Source organism: Myxococcales bacterium (assembly GCA_012517325.1).
In the GTDB taxonomy this organism is placed as follows: domain Bacteria; phylum Lernaellota; class Lernaellaia; order Lernaellales; family Lernaellaceae; genus JAAYVF01.
The window spans coordinates 137,211-161,481 of the sequence record JAAYVF010000008.1 but is presented as its reverse complement, the minus strand read 5'-3'; the positions used below and the strand labels follow the sequence as shown (position 1 = coordinate 161,481).

Genomic DNA, 24,271 nt, shown 5'->3' with positions numbered 1-24,271 from the left:
CTATTCGCCTTCCGGGTGGAGCGGCGTGGTTGGATGAGGTGAGGGTGGCGGTGAAGGCGTTTGGAGAGTGATCATGCCCAATTGGTACGTCGATCCCGACCAGGCCGACGATTCCGGCGCCGGCGAAAGCTGGGCCATCGCGAAAAAACATCTCAACGCGATGATCCAGGCCCTGACCTATCCGCTGGCCGGTATGCCCGTCACGCAATTAGGAATTGATCTATGGGCCGACATCTCCACCGGGTCTGACGGAGAAAGATACTCCGATTGGGCCTTGACTTTGGTAAAGTAAAGTAGTGTTATTTATTCATGTGCTGAGGAATGATCGAATCCTCGGTTGTGTGGATTTCGATGGTAGTCGAAGGATGGAGTTAACTAATGTTACTGAAACTCCAGTTTTTATATACTGTCCTCGAAAATCCCTATCCTCGTAAATTCTCGGAATTTTCGAATAATATAAATACCTTCTTGAGGTGAAAAGTGAACTTTTATCCTTTTAAAAAACCTTTTAGTAAGGTTTTACCATCTGACTTAAGCGCTTTAAAAGAAGTAAGGGAAGGATGGTATGTTGAATACAAGCAAGAAATGATATCACCAAAAAAAATTGCAAAGTCGATTTGCTCCTTCGCAAATCAATTTGGTGGATTATTATTTTTTGGTATAGCCGAATCTATGAACCAATCTGCTGGGGAATTTATTGGGATCCCAAATGCTGAAGTAAATAATGCTTGTAATGCCATTAGAGATGCTGCTACAAAATTAATTCAACCTTCAGTAGTTTTTGAAATTAATCAATTACAAGGACCATGCTGTGAAATAGGTCTTGTAGATGATCGGATAACGTACAATTTCTTTCGCACTTTCGAATAGTGTACTCTTTCGATTGAGGATTTTCGACCATAGCCTTCCCCCCGATGGGGAAGGAGTATTGTAGTCCGGCATGTTTTCCTTTGTTCCCCCGTCAATTTGCCTTTTCATTCACCTGTCTTACATTTTTCAGGCGCGTTCGAAAAAGGCCCGAACGGCGAAAAGCGGAGAAAAAATGTCCAGCGGCGGCGAACGGATCGGCCAGGTGTTGCAGCAGCAGAACGTGCGGTGGTTGTTCACCCTTTGCGGCGGCCACATCTCGCCCATTCTGATCGGCGCCAAAAACCACGGCGTGCGCGTCGTCGACGTTCGCGACGAGAAAAACGCCGTGTTCGCCGCCGACGCCGTCGCGCGGTTGACCGGTACGCCCGGCGTGGCCGCGGTCACCGCCGGCCCGGGCGTGACCAACACGCTCACCGCCCTGAAAAACGCGCAACTGGCGCAATCGCCGCTCGTGCTGCTCGGCGGGGCGACGGCCACCTTTTTACGCGGGCGCGGGGCGCTGCAAGACATCGACCAACTGGCCGTGATCCGGCCGCACGTGAAATGGGCGGCGGCGGTGAAAACCGTCCGGGAGATCGTGCCGACCCTGGAACAGGCCTTCGTCACCGCGCTGGAAGGGCTGCCGGGCCCGGTGTTCGTCGAATTGCCGGTCGATTTGCTGTACGAGGAAGAGTTGGTGCGCCGCTGGTACGGCGAGGCGCGGTCCAAGGGCGGTTCGCTGGCCGAAAAGGGCCTCAACGCCTACCTCGATTTTCACGTCCGGCAATTGTTCGCGGGGGCGGAGCACGCCCGACCCGGCCTGGCGGCGGCGCGGCCGCGCCGGCCGCCGAAGACGAGCGAGGTACGGCAGGCGGCGCTCCTGGTCGCCAAGGCCGAGAAGCCGGTGCTGCTGCTGGGCAGCCAGGCCATGTTGTGCGCCTGCGAGACATTGGCGATGGACGCGGCGGTCGAGGCGCTGGCCATGCCGACGTATCTCGCGGGAATGGCGCGCGGCCTGCTGGGCCCCGAGCATCCGCTGCAACTGGTCCACCATCGCAAGGATGCATTGCGCGAGGCCGACCTGGTGATCCTCGCCGGGGTGCCGTGCGATTTCCGGCTGGAATACGGCCGGCAGATCGGCGGCAAGGCCCGGGTGATCGCGGCCAATTTCAGTTACGACGAACTGACGAAAAACCGCCGCCCGACGCTGGCCGTGCAGGCCGATCCCGGACTGTTTCTGATCGCCCTGGCCGACGAACTGGTCAACACCCGCCACGACCATGCGCGCGGCTGGCGCGACTGGGCCGATCGCCGGCGCGAGGCCGACGACCGCCGGCGGGCCGAAATCGCGAGGCGGGCCGAGGAACCGGTCGACGGCGGCATCAACCCGCTGCGCCTGGCCCGCGAGATCGACGCCGCCCTCGCCGACGACAGCATTCTGGTGGTCGACGGCGGTGATTTCGTCGCCACCGCCGCTTACGTCGTGCGGCCGCGGCAGCCTTTCGGCTGGCTCGATCCGGGGGTGTTCGGCACGCTGGGCGTCGGCGCCGGTTTCGCGCTGGGCGCCAAGCTGGCGCGGCCGGCCGCCGAGGTCTGGCTGCTGTACGGCGACGGCGCGGCGGCCTACAGTCTGGCGGAGTTCGACACCTTCGCGCGCCACGGCGTGCCGGTGATCGCGGTGGTCGGCAACGACGCCCGCTGGTCGCAGATCGCCCGCGAGCAGGTGGAAATTTACGGCGACGACCTGGGCTGCGCCCTGCGACACAGCGACTACCACCAAGTGGCCGCGGGTTACGGCGGCGCCGGATTGTTGCTGGACTCGCCCGCCGAAATCCGCCGGACCCTGCAGCGCGCCAGGGAGTTGGCCGCCGAGGGCCGGCCGGTGCTCGTCAACGCCATTCTCGGCCAATCCGATTTCCGCCGGGGTTCGGTTTCGATGTGATTCGCGTTATGCTGCGGCTTCCCTCCAACCAAGGATGCGGGCATGAAGCGCATTTTCATCACGGGGGCCAATCGCGGCCTGGGCCTGGAATTCACGCGGCAGTTGCTGGCGCGGGGCGAGCGCGTTTTCGCCGGCGCGCGCCGGCCGGAACAGGCGGAAGCGCTGCAACAACTGGCCGCCGCGCACCCCGACCGGTTGACGATCCTGCCGCTGGACGTGACCGAGCAGGCATCGTTGGACGCGGCGCGCGACGCGGTGGCCGAGCGGGCGGAGGCGCTGGACTGGCTGATCAACAACGCGGGCATCATCCGCGTCGGCGCGGGTTCGTTCGACCGCGGCACCGACGTTCCGCTGGGCGAATTGCAGGCCGCCGATCTGCGGCGCGTCTTCGAAATCAACAGCGTCGCGCCGCTGCTGGCCGCGCAGACGCTGCTGCCGCTGTTGCGCAACAGCGCGGCGCCGCTGATCGCCAACCTGAGTTCGTGGGTCGGGTCCATCGCCGACAAGGCGATGCCCGGCTACTACGCGTATTGCGCCAGCAAGGCCGCGCTCAACATGTTCACCCGCCTGCTGCACCTGGATCTGCATTCGCAAGGCTTTCGCGTGGTGTCGCTGCATCCCGGCTGGGTGCGCACCGAAATGGGCGGCGCCCGTGCGCCGGTCGCGACGCCCGACGCCGTGCGCGGCCTGCTGCAAGTGCTCGATCGCCTGACGCCCGAACAATCCGGCCGCTTCTGGGATCAACTGGGGGCGGAGAGGAACTGGTAGGCGTGGCGGAAAAAATTAATCTCGTCAGCCATCGGGTTTGCCGTTAATATAGGCATCGCGAGAAAGGATCACCCATGCAACACGAAATCACGCGACCGATTCCGCTCCTCGATGAAAACGGCATGCTGACCGAACCCGGCTTCGCCAAGCGGCCGAACTTCCGGTACAACCCGGAAAACATCCGCCTGACGCCCCTCGCGGCGGTCAATCGCCTGCGCCTCAAGGAATGGGACTACTACGGCGTCACCGGCCCCGACTGGTTTTTCTCCGTCGCGGTCTCGCACGGCGGCCTGGCCGGCGTGGCCTTCGCCTACTTCATCGACTTCAAAACCCTGGCGATGCCCGAGGCTACGGTGATCACCCCGCTGGGCATGGGCGTGACCCTGCCGCGCGACAGCCGCACGGGCGACATTGTCTTTCGCTGGGGCCGGGTGAACATCGAGTTCAAGCGGCTGGCGAACGAGCGGCGCCTGCGCGTCGATTGGCCGCGCCTCTCCGACGGGCGGCCGCTGGTCGCCGATCTGGTGCTGGCGCAGCCGGAGAGCATCGAATCGATCGTCATGGCGACGCCGATCGGGGCGCGCGGTTTTTACCACAACGAAAAAATCAACTGTATGCCGGCAATGGGCGAAATCCGCCTGGGCGACACCCGGCTGGTCGTCGAGCCCGACCGGGCGCTGGGCGACCTCGATTGGGGCCGCGGCGTGTGGGATTACCACACCTTCTGGAACTGGGGCACCGCCTCGGGTTTCCTGTCGGACGGCGGGTTGATCGGCCTCAACCTCGGCAAGGGCTTCGGCGATCTGTCGGCGGCGACGGAAAACTGCTTTTTCCTCGACGGGAAAATGCACAAGCTGGGGTGGGTGGATTTCGAGTACGACGCCGGCGACTACATGAAGCCGTGGCGTTTCCGCGCCGACGACGGACGCCTCGACCTGACGCTGACCCCGATTTTCGACCGGCACGATAAGACCGACCTGCTGGTCATCCGCACCGAGGTGCACCAGATGTTCGGCCGCTACTCCGGCACGCTCGTCACCGACGAGGGGAAAAAGTTGGAGATCCGCGACCTGCTTGGCTGGGCCGAGGAACACCGGGCGCGCTGGTAGGGTGTGGGCCGTCGCCAGGTTCTTTTTGTCATTCCCGGTAAAAACGGGTAACCGTGCCCGTGCAATTCATACAAACCCATTGAAATTGTTGCGGCACTCCGGATTTTGGATTCCGGCTCACGCACGGAAAAACGATGAATGGTGGTCGCAAATCCCTCCGTCATATTCTTGCTTAACTACTTCCTTTAACCCCTCGATGACTAAACAAACGGCGGCGGAGCCGCAGGCCCCGCCGCCGTCAACCAATGGAGAAAACGAATGGCCCTTGGGGTTCACACCGGTTCGACGACGACCGCGACGGCCGGCGGATCCTGCAAGGCTTTTTTCACCGCGCACATGCTGGCGGTGCGGATGATCGCCTCATGATATTTTTCGGGAATCGCCGCGGGCAATTTGATTGCCAGCGTGACCGCCGACAAACGATGCGAGACTGGATCGAATTCGTGCCGCTGCGTCAGCGTCACCCCTTCGCTGGGCAGGTTGCGGCTTTGCAAAAAGCCCAGGACGTAGATGCCGGCGCACGTGGCCAGCGAGGCGAGGAAGTATTCGAACGGCGAAGGCGCCGTACCGTCGCCGCCGCCCCTGACCGGTTGGTCGGTTTTCACGACGTAGCCGTTGAATTCGGCGTCGACCCGTTTGTTGCCCCCGAAAGTCACGTTGATTTCCATGCCTTATTCCTCTTTTTCTTCGGTTTACTGCTGACCGGTCAGCCCGGTTTTTGTCCTTCATTTAACTACATAGTAATAATCCTATCTCAAAAAGCCAGGGGTCTTTGCACTTTTTTCTTCGGCCGGATGCTTGACCCTTGCTTTTCCTGTCTTAACTCATTAAATGGCTTAGATTTTTTCTCATACACCTGATGGAGGTTGATATGGCTATTCGCGTAGGTCTCAACGGGTTCGGCCGGACCGGCCGGGCAATTTTGCGCGAAGCCAAGCGCCGGAAAGTTCCGTTCAACTTCACGGTCATCAACGACGTGGCCGATCCTGCGCTTCTGGCAGCAAATCTGCGGTTCGATTCTGTGCACGGCGCGTACCCCAAAAGCGAAGTCCAGATCATCCAGGACGACAAGGGCAATCAGGTCCTGAAGTTCGGGGAAGATCACATCCGGGTACTGGGTGAAAAGGACAACGCGAAACTTCCGTGGAAGGAACTGCCGACCGACGTGGTGATCGACACCACCGGCGCGTTCTCGACCCGGGAAAAACTCGAAGCCCATCTCCAGGCGGGGGCCAAGAAGATCATCGTCTATCCGCCTCCCACCGGTTACGAACCCGATCTGTCGATCATCATGGGCGTGAACGACGATCAACTGACGGGCAAGGAAAAGGTCATCAGCGCCGGTTCCTGCACCACGAACGCGGCGACGCCGCTGGCCGCCATCCTCGAAAAGGAATTCGGGATCGAAACCTTGTACCTGCTGACGGTGCATGCGTTCACCAGCGACCAGCGCCTGCTCGACTTCCCGCACGCCGACGTGCGGCGCAGCCGCGCGGCCAATTTGTCGATCATCCCGACCTCGACCAGCGCCGGCAAGGCGCTCGAAAAGATCCTGCCCGAATTGAAGGGCAAGGTCTTTTCCTCGGCGCATCGCGTGCCGATTCCCGACGGCTCGGTCGTCGACCTGACCTTCGTCACCGGCAAGCCGGCCTCGGTGGAAGCGATCAACCAGGCGGTCGCCAAGGCCTGCGCCGAGGCGCGGTTGCAGGGCATTCTGGAATACTCGACCGACCCGATCGTTTCGGTCGACGTGATCGGCAACACGAACTCGGCGGTCTTCGACGCCGAATTCACCCAGGCGGTGGACGACAGGTTCTTCAAGGTGTCGGCGTGGTTCGACAACGAGCTGGGTTACGCCAACCGCGTGATCGACTTGTTGGTAAAACTCGACGGCCTCGGCAAGAACGTGTGGGCGTGAAAGGAGATCACCGATGTCACTACGCGTTGCAATCAATGGTTTTGGCCGCGTCGGGCGCTCGGTTCTCCGGGCCGCGCTCGAACGCAATGTCGACCTCGAATTCGTCGGCATCAACGATTTAACCGATCCGCGCCAGTTGCTTCTGTCGTTCAAGTACGACTCGATTCACGGCGTTTACAAAGAACGGGTGACGCTCGACGGCGATCATCTGCTGGTCGGCGGCAACAAGATCAAACTGACCGCGATCAAGGATCCGTCGCAACTTCCCTGGAAAGAGCTGAACGTCGACATCGTCGTCGATTCGACCGGCAAGTTCGTCAAGCGCGAACAGCTCGAAAACCACCTGAAAGCTGGCGCGAAGAAAGTCGCCCTGGCCGTGCCGCCGAAGGATGCCTTGGACGCCACGATCGTCATGGGCGTCAACAGCGACACCCTGACCAAGGACATGAAGCTGGTCTCCAACGCCTCCTGCACGACCAACTGCGCCGCTCCGGTGGTGAAGGTTTTGCACGACGCCTTCGGCGTCCGCCGCGGCTACATGATCACCGTGCACGCCTACACCAACGATCAGCGGTTGCTCGACTTTCCGCACAAGGATCTGCGCCGGGCCCGCGCCGCGACCCTGTCGGTCATCCCGACCACGACCGGCGCCGCCCGTGCGATCGGCAAGGTCATTCCGGAACTCAACGGCAAGCTGCAGGGCATGTCCTACCGCGTGCCGGTGGCCGACGGTTCGATCTGCGACCTGATCCTCGAGCTCGACCAGAAGGTGTGCGTCGAGAAGATCAACGAAGCGGTGAAAAACGCCTCGATGACCAACTTCAAGGGCATCCTCGAATACACCAACGACCCGATCGTCTCGGTGGATATCATCGACAACCCGCACTCCTCGATCTTCGACTCGCTGCTCACCCAGACCCTGAACGGCAACTGGGTGAAGGTGTCGTCGTGGTACGATAACGAGTGGGGCTATTCGAACCGCATGATCGACCTGATCGAGCGGATGTTCCACCTGTAAACCGGACTCCGGTAAATCAAAAGGGCGACCCCTCGGGGCCGCCCTTTTTTAATCCAGGGGTTTCGTCTGAAATGGGATATTATGATATATTATCAATGGTAGATTTTTCAAATTTATTCTTAAAAATAAAAATGATTAGGTGTAATATTATTTCAACCAAATAACATAAGAAAGGAGGCCAATTTGAAAAAGAAAGAAGAGCTTTCAATAACGCCGACAGGAAAAAATGAAACGTTAAAAAAAGAATGAACGCTTCAAAATTGGTCGGCGGTTCGTTAGCGAATTGGTCAACCATTTCTCCTCCGTGAAAGTTACCAAACCCTTTTGAAGACGAAGATATGTGAGTGCCTGTGTCTTGGGGACTGGTAAGTTTTTCAGAATTTTATTTTTTTTAAAATAAATAATTATTCAATATAATCATATGGTTATTGGCCATAGCAGTCTCCGGAATATTACCTTCCAAGTGTTTTTCCAGGTGGATGACGGAGATGTGAATCACCGTGTTTATTTAAAAAAAGTAGTGATGGAGGCGTCACGCATGTGAAGGACTCGACGAACGCGTAAATCTCTCTTCGCCCTGAAGGGGCGGGAGAACACAGCCTGGGGTGAGCCCGTCGCGGGCGTAACCCCAGGTCCGTCGCGGGCGTAACCCCAGGTCCGTCGCGGGCGTAACCCCAGGTCCGTCGCGGGCGTAACCCCAGGTCCGTTGCGGGCGTAACCCCAGGTCCGTCGCGGGCGTAACCCCAGGTCCGTTGCGGGCGTAACCCCGGGTCCGTTGCGGGCGTAACCCCGGGACCCTAGTTGATATACCCCAAATTTTTCAGATTTTTCCGCAGGGCCGGGTCGATGGTGCCGGCGTTGCCGGGCGGATAGAGCGGCTGGGTGCGGTGGGTTTTGACCCAGAGGGTGAAGTACTGTTCGGCGACCGACGGCATTTCCTTCCGCAATTCCCGCTTTTCGCCGGGGTCGGTCGTCAGGTCGTACAGTTCCTGCCGGTCGGCGGCGACGTTGAGCAGCCATTTGTATTGCGGCCCGACGACGGCCCGCCAGGTCAGATCGTCGGCGCGCTCGACCGTGGCGAACAGGTTGCGGTCGGGTGCCGGCTGTTGCAGCAGCGGAATCAGATCGACGCCGGCCAGGTAAGCCGGTTTGGCGGCGCGGGCCACGCCGGCGAGCGTCGGGTACAGGTCGATCAGGCTGACGTGCGTATCCACGGCGGCGCCCGGATTGCTCCAACCCGGGAACTTGACGAGCAGGGGCACGCGCAGGGTTTCGTTGTACAGATCACGCCCGTGAATCAGGTTGTCATGATCGCCGAACGCTTCCCCGTGGTCGGAGGTGATGACGACCAGCGATTGGTCGATGTCGGGCAGTTCGCGCAGCCAGCGCCCGACCGAATCGTCGGCGGCCTTCACCTCGGAATCGTAGAGGTCGATCAGGATTTGCATTTTATCGGGGTTTTTCTGGAAGTAGCCGGTGTTGGCTTCCTCGGCGAAGTTTTCCAGGACGATTTTTTTCAGTTCTTCCTCGTCGAATTTCGGCAGCCATTCGCGGATGAACGGGTCGACCGCCAGGTACGGATGATGCGGGTCGAAATAGTGCACGTAAAGGAAATACGGCTTGCCCTGCTGCCGCACACGCCTGAGCTGCTCGATCCAGTCCTTCACTTGCAGGTCGACCTGGTCGCGGTCGCGGAAAGCGAAGGTTTTGTAATGCGCGAAGCCCTGCGCCATGCCGTATTTTTCGTGCATGTGGTAATTGCCCGAAACGCCGAACGTTTCGTAGCCGGCGTCGCGCAGCGCCTCGGCCAGGGTCTGAAACTGGTCGTTGAGCGTGAGCTGGTATTCGATTTCCTGCACGTTCACCAGTTCGGCCTTGGTGACCCCGTGGTCCCACGGGTAAACGCCGGTGAACAGGGAGGACATGCTCGGCACCGTCCAACTGGCGGCGGCGTACGCGTGGTTGAAGCGTAGCGCCTTGGCGGCGAACTGATCGAGGTTAGGCGTCGTGGCGCGCGGATAACCGTAGGCGCCGACGTGGTCGGCTCGCAGGGTGTCGATGACGAACAGAACGATCGGCGGTTTATCGGTTTTGGCCGCTTTTTGTCGCAGGCGCTTGCAGCCGGCGGCGGTCGCGATCGTCAACGTCAGGGCCAGAATAAAACAAAACGCCTTGAGCCAAGGCGGCGAAAAACGTTTCATGTTGTCTTCTTTCCGTGTTGCTCAAAGATATCCGAGGGATTTCATTTGTTTTTTGAGCCCCTCGCTTAAATCTTGGCCAATCGAACCCGGCCTGTAAAGGGGCAAGGTTAAAAGTTGTCGCCGCAGGTCGCGGCGGGCGGCTTCCGTTTCCGCGACCGGAAGCGTGGCCAGGCGATCGTTTTTCTCGGCCGGATCGGCGGCCAGGTCGAACAGCATCCAGGTTTCCCGGTTTTGCCGGTACAACAGCTTTTGCTTGCCGTTCAGCAGGGCGCTCCACATGGAAGACGGATCGTGCCGGGTGTGCGCGAAAAGCCGGCGTCCCGCCAGGGCCGGATTCAAACCGGGTTGCGCCGGCCGCAAATCGAGGCCTTCCAGGTAAGACGGGGCCGTCGCGCCGGTCAGGGCGGCGATCGTCGGGTACAGGTCGATCAACCCGACCAGCGCGTCGCTGGTCGTGCCGCCCGAACGGCCGCCGGGCAGCCGGATCAAGAGCGGCACGTGCAATACTTCCTCGTACAGGTCGCCGCCGTGAATCAGGTTGTCGTGATCGGTGAACGCCTCGCCGTGATCGGCGGTGACAATCACCAGCGCCTCGTCGAAGCGCGGCACCTGGGGCAGCCAACGGCCGATGGATTCGTCGCAACCGGCGATTTCCGAATCGTAACGGTCGACGATGTCGGCCAGTTCCGCGCGATGCGTCAGGTAGTATTTTTCATCGAACCGCCGCGCGACTTCCTGGTCGTCGCGGTCTTTTTTGCCTGGGACGTGCCACTGGCCGAAGTAAGGTTCCTGGGCTTTGTACGGATGATGCGGATCGAAGTAATGAACGTACAGAAAATAGGGCTGGCTTTCGGAATCGGCGGCGCGGATGATCTCCAGGGTTTTTTCCACCGTGACGTCCACCTTTTTCCGCGTGCTGTAACGATGGATTTTGTAATAGTCGAAACCCTGCGCGATGCCGATTTTCCGCTGCAGGTGGTAATTGGCGTTGATGCCGTAGGTATTGTAACCCCGCTCCTTCAGGCTTTCGGCCAAGGTGAGAAATTTGTCGTTGAGCACCTGGCTCAGCAACTGTTGATCCTGTTCCGTCGAGGCGAGTTCCATTCCATGGCGAGTGGGCGACACGCCGGTGAACAGGGTGGCGACGCTGGGCAGGGTCCAACTGGCCGAGGAGTGCGCCGCGGTAAAGCGGACGGATTGGCGGGCGAACTTCGCGAGGAACGGCGTGGTCTGGCGCGCGTAGCCGTCGAACCCGCAGTGATCGTCCCGCACGGTGTCGATGACGATCAGCACGACGGGCGGCTTTGGCGGCGCCTCGTTCGGCGCGCCGTCGCAGCCGGACAACCAGAGCAGAATCAGACAGCCGATCGCCAGTCCCGCTCGGGTCAACCGGTTCATCCGCCGAGAAACCTTCTCCATCGCCGGGCCTCCGGATGAAAGTTATCCATGCCAAAATAACGAATACCAAAAAGAGCCGGTCTTGGCAAACGAAAGGTCAGGGGAACGAGAATCAGAGATACCCGAGGTTGCGCAGTTTTTTTTCGAGGTCCGGATCGATGTTTTTGCCGGTGTCGCCCGGTTCGAACAGCACCGCCGGGTGCGGGCGTTTTTCCCACAACTCGCGCAGGCGCGCGTTCTGTTCGGCTTCCGACTCGGCGAGGTTTCGCGTCTCGGACGGATCCTGATCGAGGCGGTACAGCATTTCGACGCCGGTGTCTTCCTCGCGCATCCACTTGTATTGGCCGGAAATAACGGCCATCCAGTGGTGTTCGTCGCCGCGGTGTGTCTCGGCGTATAGCAGGTCGTCGCCGGCGGGCCGATCCGGCAGGGCGCGCAGATCGCGGCCGTCCAGGTACGGCGGCGGCGCGGCGCCGGCCCACCCGGCCAGGGTGGGATACAGATCCACCAGGCTGACCGGCGCGGTCACTGAGCGGCCGGCGAATTGTCGGCCCGGCCACTGGATGATCAGCGGCACGCGCATCGTTTCGCGGTACAAGTCCGAGCCGTGCAGCATGTTGCGGTGGTCGCCAAACGCCTCGCCGTGGTCGGCGGTGACGACGACGACGGCGTCCTTGGCGCCCGGCAGTTTGCTCAGCAAGCCGCCGAGCGAGTTATCCACGAAGGCGATTTCCGAATCGTACAGATCGATCAGCACCTGCATTTCCGCCGGGTTGTCGTAGAAAAACTGCTTGCTGACCTTCTTCATGAACTTGTTGGCGTCGGTGTAGTCGGCCACCGATTTCGGATCGAACCCCGGCCGCCACTCGTCCAGCCATTTCTTGTGCGGCAAATAAGGGTGGTGCGGGTCGAAATAATGAATGAACAGGAAATACGGCTGGCCTTTGCGATAGGTCCGCCGCAGTTGGCGATTCCATTTTTTCAGCGTGTCGTTGACCTGGCCCTGGTTGGAAAACGAGAACACCTCGTAGTTGTCGAACCCCTGACCCATGCCGTATTTCGGGTCGAGGTGACCGTTCGCCGACACGCCGAAGGTGGCGTAGCCGGCGGCTTTCAGGCTTTCCGCCAGGGTGACGTACCGCGGATTGAGGATCGGCTGGGATTTGACGCCTTTTTCGCCGTCGAGCGTGGCCCGTGTAATGCCGTGCCGCCAGGGATAGACCCCGGTGAAAAGCGAGACGATGCTGGGCACGGTCCAACTCGCCGTCGCCTGGGCGTTGTCGAAACGCACCGCGCCGGCGGCGAACCGGTCGATGTTGGTGGTGATGTCGCGCTGGTAACCGTAAACGCCGGCGTGATCGGCCCGCCAGGTGTCGATGAGAATGATGATGATCGGCGGCTTGTCGGGCTGGCGCGACAACAGGCGGCGGCAGCCGGTCAGGGTCGAGGTCGCCAGGCCGAGGACGAACACCAGAAAAACGATTTTTTGGATCGTCGTCCGGAGGTTGCGTGGCGCGCGGTGGCTGGTCGTCGTCTTCATGCAGCCTTGCAAAATAGCAAATTTATGGTTCATTGCAACTTGCGTTACAAAATAGTTCCGGAATCGCGAAACGATCTCAGAGCAAAGGAGAAGCGCCATGGCCGTCCAATGCGCGAACCAGGCCGTTAACGATAAAAACTGCACCTGCAGCTATCCGGGTTGCTCCCGCCACGGCATCTGCTGCGAATGCCTGCGTTATCATCTCGCGGCGGACGAACTGCCGGCCTGCTGTTTCTCGCCGGAGGTGGAGCGGACGTACGATCGCAGTTTCCGACGGTTCGTTGAAACGCATCGCCGCTAGCCTGGCCCTGATTCTCGTCTGTTGGGCGACCGCGTCGACCGCGGCGGCCGAAACGATCGAGCTGCGCCTGTTCACCGATCGGCCGGTGAACGAACTGACGCTCCTGGCACCCGGCTGGCGCGTGACCGACGGGCAGGGGCGTTCGACGGACGCGGCGCGCTGCGCGGTGGCGCTCGCCGGTCCGCGGCGGGGTTTTCGTTGCGACGTGGGCCTGCTGGAACAGCCGCCCTTCACCCTGGCCAAGAGCGAGGCCGGCGCGGCTGAAAGCGTGATTTTGATCGTCGACGGCGAGCGGCGGCGTTACCCGGGCCGCTTGCGGTTCGAGGCCGCCGGCGACCGGTTGCAGCCGCGCCTGACGCTGGCGACGGAAGAATACGTGCTGGGCGTGCTCGCCGCCGAAACCGTCGAATCCGAGGCCGAATATCTCAAGGCCATGGCGATTTGCATTCGCGGTTACCTGCGTTATCGCCAAATCGACGCCCAGGCGCCGCTGCCCGACAACACGCGCGGCCAGATGTTTCGCGGCCTGCCCGATTCGCCGCGCGCCGAGCTGCTGGCGCGCCTGACGCGCGAAACGGTCGGTTTGACGCCGCGGGCCACCGCCCGGCCGGCGCCGGTGTTTTATCACGCCTGCTGTGGCGGTCACACGCGGGCGGTGGGCGAAGTCTGGCCGACGCTGGCCGCGTGGGCGCATTTGCGCGGGGTGAACGACGCCGACGCCGAGGGCCGGATCTGGTGCCGCGACAGCAAATGGTCGGCCTGGCAACGAAGCGTTCCGGCGCCCGCCTGGCGGGCATTTTTACGCGGCGAGTTCGGAGCGGCGCATGCCAGGCGAGTGGCCGACGAAGGTCCGGTGTCACTCGCTGCCGACGCCGGCAGCCGCGAAATCGGCGCCTGGAAATTCCGGATGCAATTGGGCCGGGTGCTGGGCTGGAACAGCGCGCCGTCCGACCGGTTCGTCATCGTCGAAGGCGATACCGAAACGATCCTGAACGGCCACGGCTTCGGCCACCGCGTCGGCCTTTGCCAGGCGGGGGCGCTCGCCCAGGCGCGCGCCGGCAAAACCGCCGAGGAGATCCTGCGGTTTTATTTCCCGGGAATTGAGATCAAGTAACGTCTTCGAAGGATCTAGGCGCGCTTTTCCAGGCGCGATTTATCGCACCCGGAAGGGTGCTCCTACGGATGGATCGACTTCCTCTTGATTCGTAGGAAAACGAATGATCGTCACCCGAAATACGGCCGCAATTCCGCCGCCCAGCTTTCCGGCGATTGATCGAACACCATTTCGCCGAGCAGCACCTCGAAAAAGCTGCGGTCGCTGCGACCGAAAGACGACCAGTTGGCCCGCGCCATGATGCGGCAGGCGAGGGGCACCGCCGGATCGGCCGGCTCGGACAGGTACAAACCCAGGTTGAAGCTGTTGCGCCCGCGGTCGCGATACCAGCGTTGCACGCACAACAGGCCGGCGACCATTTCAGCGAGCAGGCCGTCGGACAGGGCGTCGAGCGTCGCCGCCGGCGGAGCGAAACCCCAGACCTCGCAAAAGCCTTGCGGCGCCCACATGATCAGCCATTCCCACCGGCCGGTCGCGCCGACGTACCGTTCGCCGCCGGCTTTTTCCGTCGCGACGAGCAGCGGCACGAACGGGCGGCCGTGTCCGCGCGCGGCCTTTTGCAGGCACTCGCGCCAGTAGGCCGCGTACGTCGGTCCGTCGGCCTCGGCCTGCACCTGCAAATGCGGATGCACCAGCGTGCCGCCGCTGGCCGGCAGGTGGTTTTGCGTGATGACCGCGTAGCGCATCGCCGGATCGAGTTCGCGCACTTTCGCCAGATAGTCGCGGCTGACGAGGAACGCGTCGAGGTAGCGCGCCGGGTCGTAGGAGCCGACCTCGGTGAAATGTTCATGGCCGATGACCGTCACCGCGCTGTAGGGGCCGTAAGGCGCGAGGTTGGGAAACAGGAACGCCTCGCCGCGCGTGAATCGCGTCCGGCCGAAGCGGGTCTCGTCCAACCGACAGGACTTCGTCTCGAGCGCCGCCGGGCAGAACGGGCAGTCGGCGCGGCTGGCGGCGACCGGCCGGCTCACGTCGGGCCAGACGCCTTCGCCCAGGCTGGCCCCTTTGACGCGTTCGGCGGTCAACCGGCTGATTTTTCCGGTCAACGGGCAGACGCGCACCTCGGTGGGTAAATCCACCAGTTCGAAATCGCGGCGCGGATCGCCGAACCGGGAGACGAGCAGGCGCTTTTGAAAATCGATCATGTCGGCCTCACCATTCCGCCAAGGCGGCGATCGTCGCGGCGACGCTCCGGCGGCAGCGCGGCCGAAACAGGCCGTGCCGCCAATCGTCGCCGAACAGTTCATCACTGACCACCACGATGCCGGCCGCCGCAACGCCGTGATATTCCGCCACGCAGTACAAGGCCGACAGTTCCATTTCGACGATCTGCCGGCCCGCAGCGCGGTGCGCGTCGACCTTGGCGCGGGTTTCGCGATAGAGGGCATCGGTCGTCCAACCGGCGCCGCGTTTGAGTTCGATGCCGCGCCGGGCGAGGTGGGCGGCCAGGCGCTCGGCCAGCGGCGCATCGGCGGCAAACATTCGTTGCACGGGCCGGTAATGCCGGCTGGTCCCTTCGTCGGAATAGGCGGCGTCGACCAGCAGCACGTCGCCGAGGCGCACGTCCGGATGGAGGCTGCCGCCCAGGCCGAAAAACACCAGTTCGCGCGCCCCCAGCGCGATCAGTTCCTCGCCGTGCCCGGCGGCGAGCGGCGAACCCATGAACGGCCCGAAAACACCCGGCCGGCCGGCGGCGGGCGGCGGGAAATACCGCGCCTCGTTGAAGCGCCGGCCCAGCTTGCGGTCGCGCCCGGTGCGCGCCAGAAACGCGTTGAGGTGAATGCGCAACGGAAACAAGAGCACGCGTTCGTCGACCGGCCGCTGAAGCCGGGTGACTGCCTGCGGCGTGACGATCGGTTGTTGCGGGTCGTGTGGCATGGCGCTGTTGTACACTGCCGGGGCGCGATCTACAATCAGCCCGCAACGGAGGAAACGGACTCATGAAATTACGTTACTGGCTGATCGCGCTGGCGGTCGCCGGCCTGGCGCTTGCCTTCGCGGCCTGTCGCGAAAGCAATGACGACGAAACCACCCCGGCGGTCGAGGGCACGCCGCCCGACGCCTGCGCCGACAACACCGCGCCGTCGCTCGACAAGGCGATTTTCTTCGTCGACGGCGAAGCGTCCGGCGCGTCGGCCACGTTCATGGAATCGGCGAGCGTGGACATCTACCTGACCTTCAGCGACGGCGAATGCAACCTGGGCGGCGGCCGGATCGAATACGCCGTCGACGGCGGCGAGGCCGACAAGCAATCGATCGGCACCGACGCGCCCTGCGCGGCCGCAGCGGCCGATCAGGTGCTCGGCTTCACCTTTTCCGGCATGGGCGAGGGCGAACATTCGCTGGCGATCACGCTGGTCGACCGCTGCGGCGCGGGCAGCGCGGCCGCGACCCTGACCTACACGCTGACGGCCTACGAGCCGCCGGCCGACGACGATTCCGGCGATGACGACGACGACACCGCCGCGCCGATGGAACTGGCGGGTGAAATCCGCTACTACGGCGAAACGACGGATTACACCGGCCGGCCGGTGACGCTTGGCCTGTACACCGATTGGCTGCCGGGCGAGGAACTGCCGGTGGCTTACGTCTCGTACACCGTGCCGGAGACCGGTTTCCCGTTCGCCTACGAATGGAACCTCGACGACGCGGCGGTCGCGCCGGGCGATTACTACGTTTTCGGTTACCTCGACGCAGTGGACGGCGACGGCGTGTTCGTCGAAACGGTCGATCCGGCGGCGGCCCCGTATTACGCGGTGACCGTCGCGGCCGGCCTGACGACGACCTGGCATGTCAATCTCGTCGCGCCGCAGAAATAGCGACAAGAAAAAATATGCGTTGGTCGATGCCGCCCGCCGGTATCGGACGGCGCGAAATGAAAAAAGGGGAAGAAAAAAATGAGATTCGCTTTTCGGTTGCTGCTGCTCTGGTCGGTTTTGGTTCTGGGGATGATCGGCGTTTCGTGCGATTGCGGCGATGACGATGATGACGATGACGACAACGACGACGCGTCCGCTGACGATGACGCCAGTCCGGCCGATGACGACGACGCCAGCCCGGCCGATGACGACGATGACGACGACGACAGCGGGCCGCCGGTCGTCGACTGCATCCCGCCGTTGGATTACGACGGCGATGGCAATGCGGAATTATTGCTCAGCGTCTGGCTCACCGATTACAACCTGATGCGCCTTCATCTGGTCGAACCCGGCACGTTCACGCGCGGCGAGCCGATCCTGGAATACGACGTCACCGGCGGCGGGGCGAGCTTCCAGGCGGCGGATTTCGACGGCAACGGCGTCTGGGACATCGTCGCCGTGGTGGAGGCGAATGACGGCGGCGGGAGTGCCGGTTGGTATGACGTCTTCCTGAATGGCGACTTTTCGGCCCCGGCGCATACCTTCGGTCCTTACGCGGACACCACCGCCATTGCCCAATTGCTGGACATCGACGGCAACGGGTTGCCGGAAATGATGATCCGGATCGAAAGCGACGGGAAGGGAACGTCGGCGCCGGCGGTCTGGCAATTGATCGACGCCGACCACGATTTTTCCGCGATCGCGACTTTTCACACTCCGGAAAGCGCGCCGGAAGGTTCGCTGGTATTTCTGCCCGAACGGCGGGTCGGCGCGATCTGGCCGGTTGCGGGCTCGGTTACCGGCGCCGGCAAGGCGCCCGAACTGATGGCTTACGCCTATTATACCGTATCGACCGCGCATTACCTGAAATTGTTCGTTTTCAATGCCGCCGACGGCGCGCTGATCGTCGAATCCAGCCCCTATTATCTGGGGGATGCCGCGGCCAACAATTATATTTCGTCGGGGGATGTCGACGGCGACGGGCAAACCGAAGCCGTCGTTGGCATCTCGAAAAAGATCGACGACCCGGAAAATCATACGGCCTATCTGTATATCGTCGGCGGGCCGGAGTTGATGGCGGAATGGTCGGGACCGGAAACGGACGATGCTTACGCGACGGGGATCATCGAGGGCGATTACAATCTCGACGGCGTCCTCGATCCGATCGTCGGCCTCAATTCGGCCGACGGCGGCGATAATGCCCATCAGGCCTTGAACGGCCCCGGCGGGTACTCCACGCTGTTCCAGTATACGGATTCGAACGCCGCGCCGCTCACGCTGCTTACTCGGACCGGTCGCGGCTATCTGGATTTCGGCTTCAATTATCGCGGCGTCGGCAACGAGTTGTTTCTCTCCGGTCGCGAAGTCGATGGGACCGACACCACCGGCCAGGTGCGGGCGATCGAGACGGCCAGCGGCGACATCACCGGCGTATTGCAGGAATTCGATCTGGGCGACGGCGGCGGTTTCTATGGAACGGTTCTCGATCTGGGCGGCGACGGGACGCTCGATTTCGTGGTCCGTTACACCGAACGCTACCAAAACGGCGCCGATTGGGCGACGATCGTGTACTTCGAGGTGATGACCGCGCCCAATTTCTACGAAATCCTGCATGCGCAAATGCCGGACGGTTACGAATATTATTTCGATACGACCCTGGATTTGACCGGCGATCTGGCCCCGGATCTGCTGGTGATGCGGCGGAACGAGACAACCTATCACGAGGATTACCTGCTCTATCCCTGCGACTCGACCGGCTGCGACGATCCGGTGTCGATCGATTACGAGGCCGACGAGCAGTTCAATTTCATCGGGCCGATGTTGTAGGCACGAAGGACGGTAAGGATTTCCGTGGGGGCGGCCCGCTGTGGCCGCCCTTGCTATTTTCGGTGGTCCCTAACCGTAGAACTTCCCAAGCGGATGAACGGTTCTTCGCCGTTGCTCGGAAAGTCGACCTCGCATAACGGTTGAATCGGAGCCCCTGGATCGTGGAATCGATGAACTATTCCAACTGGAAGCGGATCGACTGGACGATCCAAGCCGAGACCGGACGGCCCTGGACGGTGGGGGTTTCGTATTTCCATTGCTGGACGGCGGCGATGGCGGCCTCGGCGAAGCCCAGGCCGGCGGGGGCGGAAAGCACTTTGACGTTGCTGACCACGCCGTTCTTGCTCACCAGGAAGCGCACCTTCACCACGCCCTGCCGGTTAGCCCGCTTGGCCAGCAGGGGGTATTCCGGCTTGACCATCTTCAAAACGCGCGGCGGCTTGTCCAGTTCGCTCTGCGAATAAACGTCGCCGCCCGAGTACGGCTTGACCTTCGACGGGTCGGTGAGGTCCTTTTCCGGCTCTTTCATCAGCGTGTTGCCGACGCGTACCGAAACGCCGGAGTCGCCGTCGATCGTCGATTCCTTGGTGACGCCGAAGACCGGTTTGGGCGGTTCGGCGCTGGGCGGCTGCTTCACGTCCTGGTTGGGCGGCGGCACGTTTTTCGGCTTGGGCGGCGGCGTGGCCTCGGGCTTGGGCGGCGGCGGGGGCGGCGTGGCCTCGTTGACGACCAGATCCACCACGTAGGATTCCTTGGGCGCCTGTTCGCCGACGACCAGGAAGCCCACCGCCAACAGGGCATGGACCACCAGCGAGCCCAGCAGGGCATACCGGATGATCCGCGAGCGAGTAGTGGAGACCGCCTCGATTTTCACCGCTGTTTCCTAATCCGTCGCCTTCTTGTCGGGCGGCGGCGCCGCTTCCACGTTGAGCGCGAATTTCCGCACGCCGTTGCGGCGCACCATGTCGATCAATTTGATGACGTCGCCGTGGTAGGCCATTTTGTCGGCGCTGATCACGGCCTGCAGATCGGGATTGTTCTTGACCCGCTCCACGATCGTCGCCTCGAGCTGCGCCTCGTCGGTCTTCGTGCCGTTGAGGTACAGTTCGCCGTCCTTGGTCAGAACGATCGAAAAGGTCTGCGGGTCGGACGTTTCCGCCGTCACCGCCTTGGGCAGCTCGACCTTGATCTGCGGCGAAACGATGAACGTCGCCGTGACCATGAAGATGATCAGCAGAACCAGCGTGATGTCGACCAGCGGCGTCACGTTGATATTGGTGATCGGCTCTTCGCCGTTTTGATTATTGCCGGCCATTGGCGTCTCCGCGCCCGCGTTTGGCGTAAGCGAGGACGATCTTGGCGTTGGATTCCGCCTCGTCGAGCAAAATGCGGACCCGGCCCTTGAGGGCGTTGAAAATGATGACCGCCGGGATGGCGACGAACAGGCCCACCGCGGTGGCGATCAGCGCCTCGGAAATGCCGGCCATGACCAGTTGCGGGCCCTGGGTCGTGGCCTGCGCCAGGTCGTGGAACGCCTTGATGATGCCCATGACCGTGCCCAACAGGCCGATGAACGGCGCGTTGTTGCCGATGGTGCCCAGGATCATCAGCCGCCGTTCGAGGCGGCCGCGCTCGAGGATCAACCGGCTGTTGATGATTTCCTCGATCGTCTCGGCGTTTTCGGTGTAATTTTGCAGGCCTTCGCGGATCAAAGCGGCGTTCACGCCGCGCTTGCCTTCCACTTCCTTCAAGGCGTCGGCGGTCTTCCCGGCGTCGAGCCAGCCGACCAGCTTGCCGCGGAAATCCGCCCCCAGCGTGTTGTCGCGCCGGTACTGGATGAATTTTTCGAGCGCCACCGCGATGCTCAGGATCGACAACCCGAACAGCACGTACAACAGGACGCGCGCGCCGGAGTTGGAAACGGCGATCAGTTCCTGTTCGACGCCCCCGCGTTCGGGCAACGCCATCGCCGAGGCGGGCAGGCCGCCGGCGGGCGGAACGATCGGGGTGATCTCGGTCGCCGGCGTGGCAGCCGGCGCGGGCGCGGCGGCGGGGGCGGCTTGGGCCCAGGCCGACGGCGCGGCGGCCAAAACCAGCGCGGTCAAAGCCAGAGTAAAAAGGATGCCGAACGTTCGCCTAATGTTACGCTTCATCAATACACCTTCGCTTTCATCGTCTTCAGGGACGCCGAAACGCTCACCCCTCATTTAACCCCGCAAGGCCGCAGCGGCGACACCGGGGGTGTCGAGAATTAGTATGGTTAACACAGGCCTAATTATTTGACAAGAATCCACTGAATGACGGTTTTTGGACACCGCGCCGACAAGGGTTGTTAATCCGTGTTCGTCGGCGACGGCCGAATCCCGATTGAAACTCCACTTGTGCGCCGTTGCGCCTTCTTCTAATATGTCGATCCGAACATAAATGACGAATATCAAGGACAAATGAAGCACTTTTTTCATTCGCTCCTGTTGGCGATGTTGCTGTTGACGGCGGCGGGTTGCGGTCCGGGCTGGGAAGGCTACGAGGACAATTACAGCGACTTGGAGCCGGTTTCGACGGCGCCGTGGAGTGGCGATGAAGTCGTCACGGTGGTGCTGGACGCGATCGAGGCGGACGTGCCGCTGGCGGGTTTGCAGACCTACGATTTCGAGGGCGCGCCGGCCATCTTGCTGTCCGAGCTGATCATCAAAAGCGGCGTGACCGCGACGCCCGAATCCTACCGCTACGACTTTACCGCGACCGACGGCTACGACCTTTACGTCAAGCGTTACGAGGATATTACGCTTTTGCCGAGTTGGGCGGAAATGACCGCGGGATACCTATATCTGGACCCGCGTTACGACGATTTGACCGCCGGTTGGCTCCAGCATCCCTGGGGCAGCGCATTGTCGGCCTACCAGGTGAAATGGATGAACGGTGGCGTGATTACCTTGCTGGTTTATCCCTGAGCAGACGGAGTTAAAAATGTGCGAATTTCGTAAATTGGCGACGATCGGGTGGTTGGTTCTGATTCTGACGATCCTGGCTTGCGGTTTCGGCTGCGCCGATAAAAGCACGGGCTCGGGTTCCGACGACGACGACGACAACGACACGACGGACGACGACGCGCCGGCTTCGGGCGTCGGTTCCTATAGCGTCCACCTGAACCTGGCGCCGGTGGCAATCGGCGACGGGCCGGAAATCGCCGCACGCACGGTTTACACACCGGCCGGCGAGGAACTGACGGCGCAGACCATTCTGGTCAGTGACGTGCTCGCCTCGCTGGACGCCTTCACCGCCGACGCCGGCAACTTCACCTATCGCTTCATCAACTTTTTCGACCTTGAATCCGCCGCCGCCGTCGCCTTCGCGGATTTGGCCAACGTCGCGTTTTACGAGGATCCCGACAAGACCGTGCTTTGCCTGGGATGGCTGGTGCCGGGCCACGAGGCGGATTCCCTGTGCGACATGGAAAACGGCTACCTCGTGACGATTCCGGTGGACGGCGCCTATGAGCTTCAGGATCTCGCCTACGTCAACGAGCGCAGCGGCGAGCAGCCGACGCACCTGGGCGAGACGGTCGCCCTCCGCGCCGTGGCGCATACCGGCGCGAACACCATCGTTTCCGGCTCGTACCTGAAGACCTACTTGCAGCAGGACGGTTACGGCGTCAAGGTATTCGCCGATCCCGCCGCGACGGTCGCCGACCAGGGTTACGACGGCACGCTGTATGCCGAAGCCGAAACGTTTCCAGGCGACGAGATCTTCGTGCTCGGCCACATCACCCTGCACAACGGCATGATCGAACTGGTGCCGCTGAGCGCCTATCACCTCGCGGTGCTGTCGATCAACAACCCGGTGCCCGACCCGGTGACGCTGACCATCGGCGAACTGAAAGACGATCGCTACCGCTATTGCGGCGTCCTGACGCGGCTCGACGACGTGCGAATCGTCGACGTGAATCCCGACGATCCGACGACCGATTGGCCGGATTTCGGCACCAAGTCGAAGGATATCGTCATTCAGCACAGCACCGGCGGCGACAAGATCGGCCTGCCGGTTTACGAACACACGGGCCTGCCCGGTTCGGAAAAACCGGCCGATGGCTTCGACGTCATCGGCGTGCCGGAAGTGGACGGCGAGGCGACGCAGCTTTTCCCCCGGCGGGTGGAGGACATCAATCCGACCGACCAGCGGCTGGCGGGGACGATCCGCGTCACGGTCAACGGCGAGGATTTGAGCGCGCTCGTCGATCTGGCCGATTTGCCGGCGGGCCAACAGCCGATCGGCGAGGACGGCGCGCTGGTGCCGGTGGTTTCGCTGGCCGAGGTCGCGCACGCCGCCGGGCTGACCCGCAACCCGAAATTGCTGGACTTCAAGCCGGTCGCCTACGACGGCCGGCAACCTTTCGATACGCTCTACTACGACGAATTGAAGAGCGGCACGCTGTATCAGGACACGCCGACCGAGGAAGAACAACCCGATCCGATGGTCAGCTCGTATTTCTGGGCGCAGATGGGGCTTTCGGAGATCTATTTCCTGCGCGGCGTGACGCAAATCCAGGCCTTCCGCGCCGTCGAGCCGCCCACCGAGGGCGAGGCCGAATACGGCGAGGGCATCACCCTGAAGATCAACGGCCATTCGTTCGCGGTGCCCTTCGCGGGCATGGCGACCACCGAATACGAAGGCCAGGAAGTCATTCCGGCGGCGCAACTCATCAACGACCTGGTAATCGGCCAGTTCACGATGGGCGGTTCGTTCACCACCGAGCAGATCAAGCTGCTTTACGATTACCGGCTGGTCAGCAAGGACGCCGACGACGAGGCGACGGTGCGCTACGCCGACCTGGCCGGCGGTTACGTCGTGGTCGATGACGATCCGTATATTTTCTTCCCCGACCTCGGCGACGCCTACCGGGTCGATCAACTGCTCGTGGTCGAAATGAAGCGCTACATCCAGGTGGACCTGGGCGACGGCAGCGACCCGACGGTTGTCTACCTGAGCGACTGCGCGACCGAATCGGTCGATGTCGGCGACGGGACGATGGAAGACGTGGTCTTCTTCAAGACGGTGCTGGACGAAGCGGGCGTCGATACCGGCACCGGCATGTACCGCTACGAATTCTGGCTCATCGCCTCCGACGAATTCGCCTCGACCTGGGATTACGGCCACGGCCACCTCGAGTCGATGTACTTCCGGCCGCTGGAAAATCGCGGCTATACCGTCGATCCCGAAATCGCCGCTTACGGCGGCCGCGTGTCCACCAAGGCGGTGTACGAAATCGAACTGCACGACGTGCCGCAGGAAGCGCCGTCGATCCAGGTGATCGTCGATGGCGTAACTCTCTGGGGTAACGACGCCAACAGTTGCGATGGCTGTCACTTCAAGGAAGACACCCTGCAGTTGCCGATCGACTGCACTTCTTGCCACGATGTTCCCTGAGCGG

At 62.0% G+C, this 24,271-nt stretch carries 22 protein-coding genes; 13 read left to right on the top strand and 9 right to left on the bottom strand.

Going from position 1 to position 24,271, the window contains the following annotated elements; genetic code table 11:
• The first annotated feature begins 73 nt into the window (after positions 1–73).
• From GX444_02115 to GX444_02095, 5 genes are all read left to right on the top strand, one after another.
• A complete protein-coding gene (locus tag GX444_02115; GenBank protein ID NLH47377.1) occupies positions 74–292 on the top strand; it encodes a hypothetical protein in 219 nt (72 codons plus the stop codon).
• Between the two features lie 188 nt (positions 293–480).
• Positions 481–870, top strand: coding sequence for an ATP-binding protein (locus GX444_02110; GenBank protein NLH47376.1), 390 nt, complete (start codon positions 481–483; stop codon positions 868–870).
• A 172-nt stretch (positions 871–1,042) separates the two neighbouring features.
• Positions 1,043–2,791, top strand: a complete 1,749-nt coding sequence (locus tag GX444_02105; protein ID NLH47375.1) for a thiamine pyrophosphate-binding protein — start codon at positions 1,043–1,045, stop codon at positions 2,789–2,791.
• A gap of 42 nt (positions 2,792–2,833) precedes the next feature.
• Complete coding sequence (locus GX444_02100) at positions 2,834–3,559, top strand: SDR family oxidoreductase (protein ID NLH47374.1); 726 nt, start codon at positions 2,834–2,836, stop codon at positions 3,557–3,559.
• A gap of 74 nt (positions 3,560–3,633) precedes the next feature.
• Positions 3,634–4,668, top strand: a complete 1,035-nt coding sequence (locus GX444_02095; protein NLH47373.1) for a DUF2804 domain-containing protein — start codon at positions 3,634–3,636, stop codon at positions 4,666–4,668.
• Between the two features lie 272 nt (positions 4,669–4,940).
• On the opposite strand, the gene GX444_02090 is transcribed toward GX444_02095, so the two are convergent.
• Complete coding sequence (locus GX444_02090; GenBank protein NLH47372.1) at positions 4,941–5,336, bottom strand: osmotically inducible protein C; 396 nt, start codon at positions 5,334–5,336, stop codon at positions 4,941–4,943.
• Between the two features lie 203 nt (positions 5,337–5,539).
• Here GX444_02090 and GX444_02085 point away from each other — a divergent pair, with 203 nt between their 5' ends.
• Positions 5,540–6,586 carry an aldehyde dehydrogenase gene (locus GX444_02085; protein ID NLH47371.1) on the top strand — a complete coding sequence of 349 codons (1,047 nt, stop codon included), beginning with the start codon at positions 5,540–5,542 and terminating at the stop codon, positions 6,584–6,586.
• 13 nt (positions 6,587–6,599) lie between these two features.
• On the top strand, positions 6,600–7,604 hold the full coding sequence (gap, locus tag GX444_02080; GenBank protein ID NLH47370.1) for a type I glyceraldehyde-3-phosphate dehydrogenase: 1,005 nt from the start codon (positions 6,600–6,602) through the stop codon (positions 7,602–7,604).
• 797 nt (positions 7,605–8,401) lie between these two features.
• Here the strand turns inward: gap and GX444_02075 are convergent.
• The 3 genes from GX444_02075 to GX444_02065 all read right to left on the bottom strand — a co-directional run bounded on the left by GX444_02075 (position 8,402) and on the right by GX444_02065 (position 12,743).
• Positions 8,402–9,805: a sulfatase gene (locus GX444_02075; GenBank protein NLH47369.1), complete on the bottom strand. Its 1,404-nt coding sequence runs from the start codon at positions 9,803–9,805 to the stop codon at positions 8,402–8,404.
• A gap of 21 nt (positions 9,806–9,826) precedes the next feature.
• Positions 9,827–11,224 carry a sulfatase gene (locus GX444_02070; GenBank protein ID NLH47368.1) on the bottom strand — a complete coding sequence of 466 codons (1,398 nt, stop codon included), beginning with the start codon at positions 11,222–11,224 and terminating at the stop codon, positions 9,827–9,829.
• A 91-nt stretch (positions 11,225–11,315) separates the two neighbouring features.
• On the bottom strand, positions 11,316–12,743 hold the full coding sequence (locus tag GX444_02065) for a sulfatase (protein NLH47367.1): 1,428 nt from the start codon (positions 12,741–12,743) through the stop codon (positions 11,316–11,318).
• Between the two features lie 97 nt (positions 12,744–12,840).
• Between GX444_02065 and GX444_02060 the strand changes: the two genes are divergently transcribed.
• Both GX444_02060 and GX444_02055 read left to right on the top strand, forming a co-directional pair.
• The gene (locus GX444_02060; GenBank protein NLH47366.1) at positions 12,841–13,044 is read left to right on the top strand and encodes a cytosolic protein; all 204 of its coding nucleotides are present in this window, start codon (positions 12,841–12,843) and stop codon (positions 13,042–13,044) included.
• The gene (locus GX444_02055; protein ID NLH47365.1) at positions 13,025–14,158 is read left to right on the top strand and encodes a SpoIID/LytB domain-containing protein; all 1,134 of its coding nucleotides are present in this window, start codon (positions 13,025–13,027) and stop codon (positions 14,156–14,158) included. The genes GX444_02060 and GX444_02055 overlap by 20 nt, the downstream gene beginning before the upstream one ends.
• Before the next feature lie 110 nt (positions 14,159–14,268).
• Here GX444_02055 and GX444_02050 read toward each other — a convergent pair whose 3' ends face one another.
• Together GX444_02050 and GX444_02045 are read right to left on the bottom strand one after the other, a co-directional pair.
• Positions 14,269–15,303, bottom strand: a complete 1,035-nt coding sequence (locus tag GX444_02050; GenBank protein ID NLH47364.1) for a hypothetical protein — start codon at positions 15,301–15,303, stop codon at positions 14,269–14,271.
• A gap of 7 nt (positions 15,304–15,310) precedes the next feature.
• The gene (locus GX444_02045; protein ID NLH47363.1) at positions 15,311–16,036 is read right to left on the bottom strand and encodes a nucleoside phosphorylase; all 726 of its coding nucleotides are present in this window, start codon (positions 16,034–16,036) and stop codon (positions 15,311–15,313) included.
• 62 nt (positions 16,037–16,098) lie between these two features.
• Here GX444_02045 and GX444_02040 point away from each other — a divergent pair, with 62 nt between their 5' ends.
• Positions 16,099–16,977 (top strand): hypothetical protein, encoded by an 879-nt coding sequence (locus GX444_02040; protein NLH47362.1) that lies wholly within the window; start codon positions 16,099–16,101, stop codon positions 16,975–16,977.
• Between the two features lie 78 nt (positions 16,978–17,055).
• Positions 17,056–18,843: a VCBS repeat-containing protein gene (locus tag GX444_02035; protein ID NLH47361.1), complete on the top strand. Its 1,788-nt coding sequence runs from the start codon at positions 17,056–17,058 to the stop codon at positions 18,841–18,843.
• Positions 18,844–19,018: 175 nt separating this feature from the next.
• Here GX444_02035 and GX444_02030 read toward each other — a convergent pair whose 3' ends face one another.
• From GX444_02030 to GX444_02020, 3 genes are read right to left on the bottom strand one after another with little or no spacing between them, the layout of a single operon-like run.
• Entirely contained in the window at positions 19,019–19,717 is a 699-nt protein-coding gene (locus tag GX444_02030) for a TonB family protein (protein ID NLH47360.1), read from the bottom strand.
• Between the two features lie 9 nt (positions 19,718–19,726).
• Positions 19,727–20,158, bottom strand: coding sequence for a biopolymer transporter ExbD (locus GX444_02025; GenBank protein NLH47359.1), 432 nt, complete (start codon positions 20,156–20,158; stop codon positions 19,727–19,729).
• Positions 20,145–20,996, bottom strand: a complete 852-nt coding sequence (locus GX444_02020) for a MotA/TolQ/ExbB proton channel family protein (protein ID NLH47358.1) — start codon at positions 20,994–20,996, stop codon at positions 20,145–20,147. The genes GX444_02025 and GX444_02020 overlap by 14 nt, the downstream gene beginning before the upstream one ends.
• Positions 20,997–21,287: 291 nt before the next feature.
• Here GX444_02020 and GX444_02015 point away from each other — a divergent pair, with 291 nt between their 5' ends.
• Together GX444_02015 and GX444_02010 are read left to right on the top strand one after the other, a co-directional pair.
• Positions 21,288–21,794 (top strand): hypothetical protein, encoded by a 507-nt coding sequence (locus GX444_02015; GenBank protein NLH47357.1) that lies wholly within the window; start codon positions 21,288–21,290, stop codon positions 21,792–21,794.
• A gap of 16 nt (positions 21,795–21,810) precedes the next feature.
• On the top strand, positions 21,811–24,267 hold the full coding sequence (locus tag GX444_02010; GenBank protein NLH47356.1) for a hypothetical protein: 2,457 nt from the start codon (positions 21,811–21,813) through the stop codon (positions 24,265–24,267).
• The last annotated feature ends 4 nt before the right edge of the window (positions 24,268–24,271 follow it).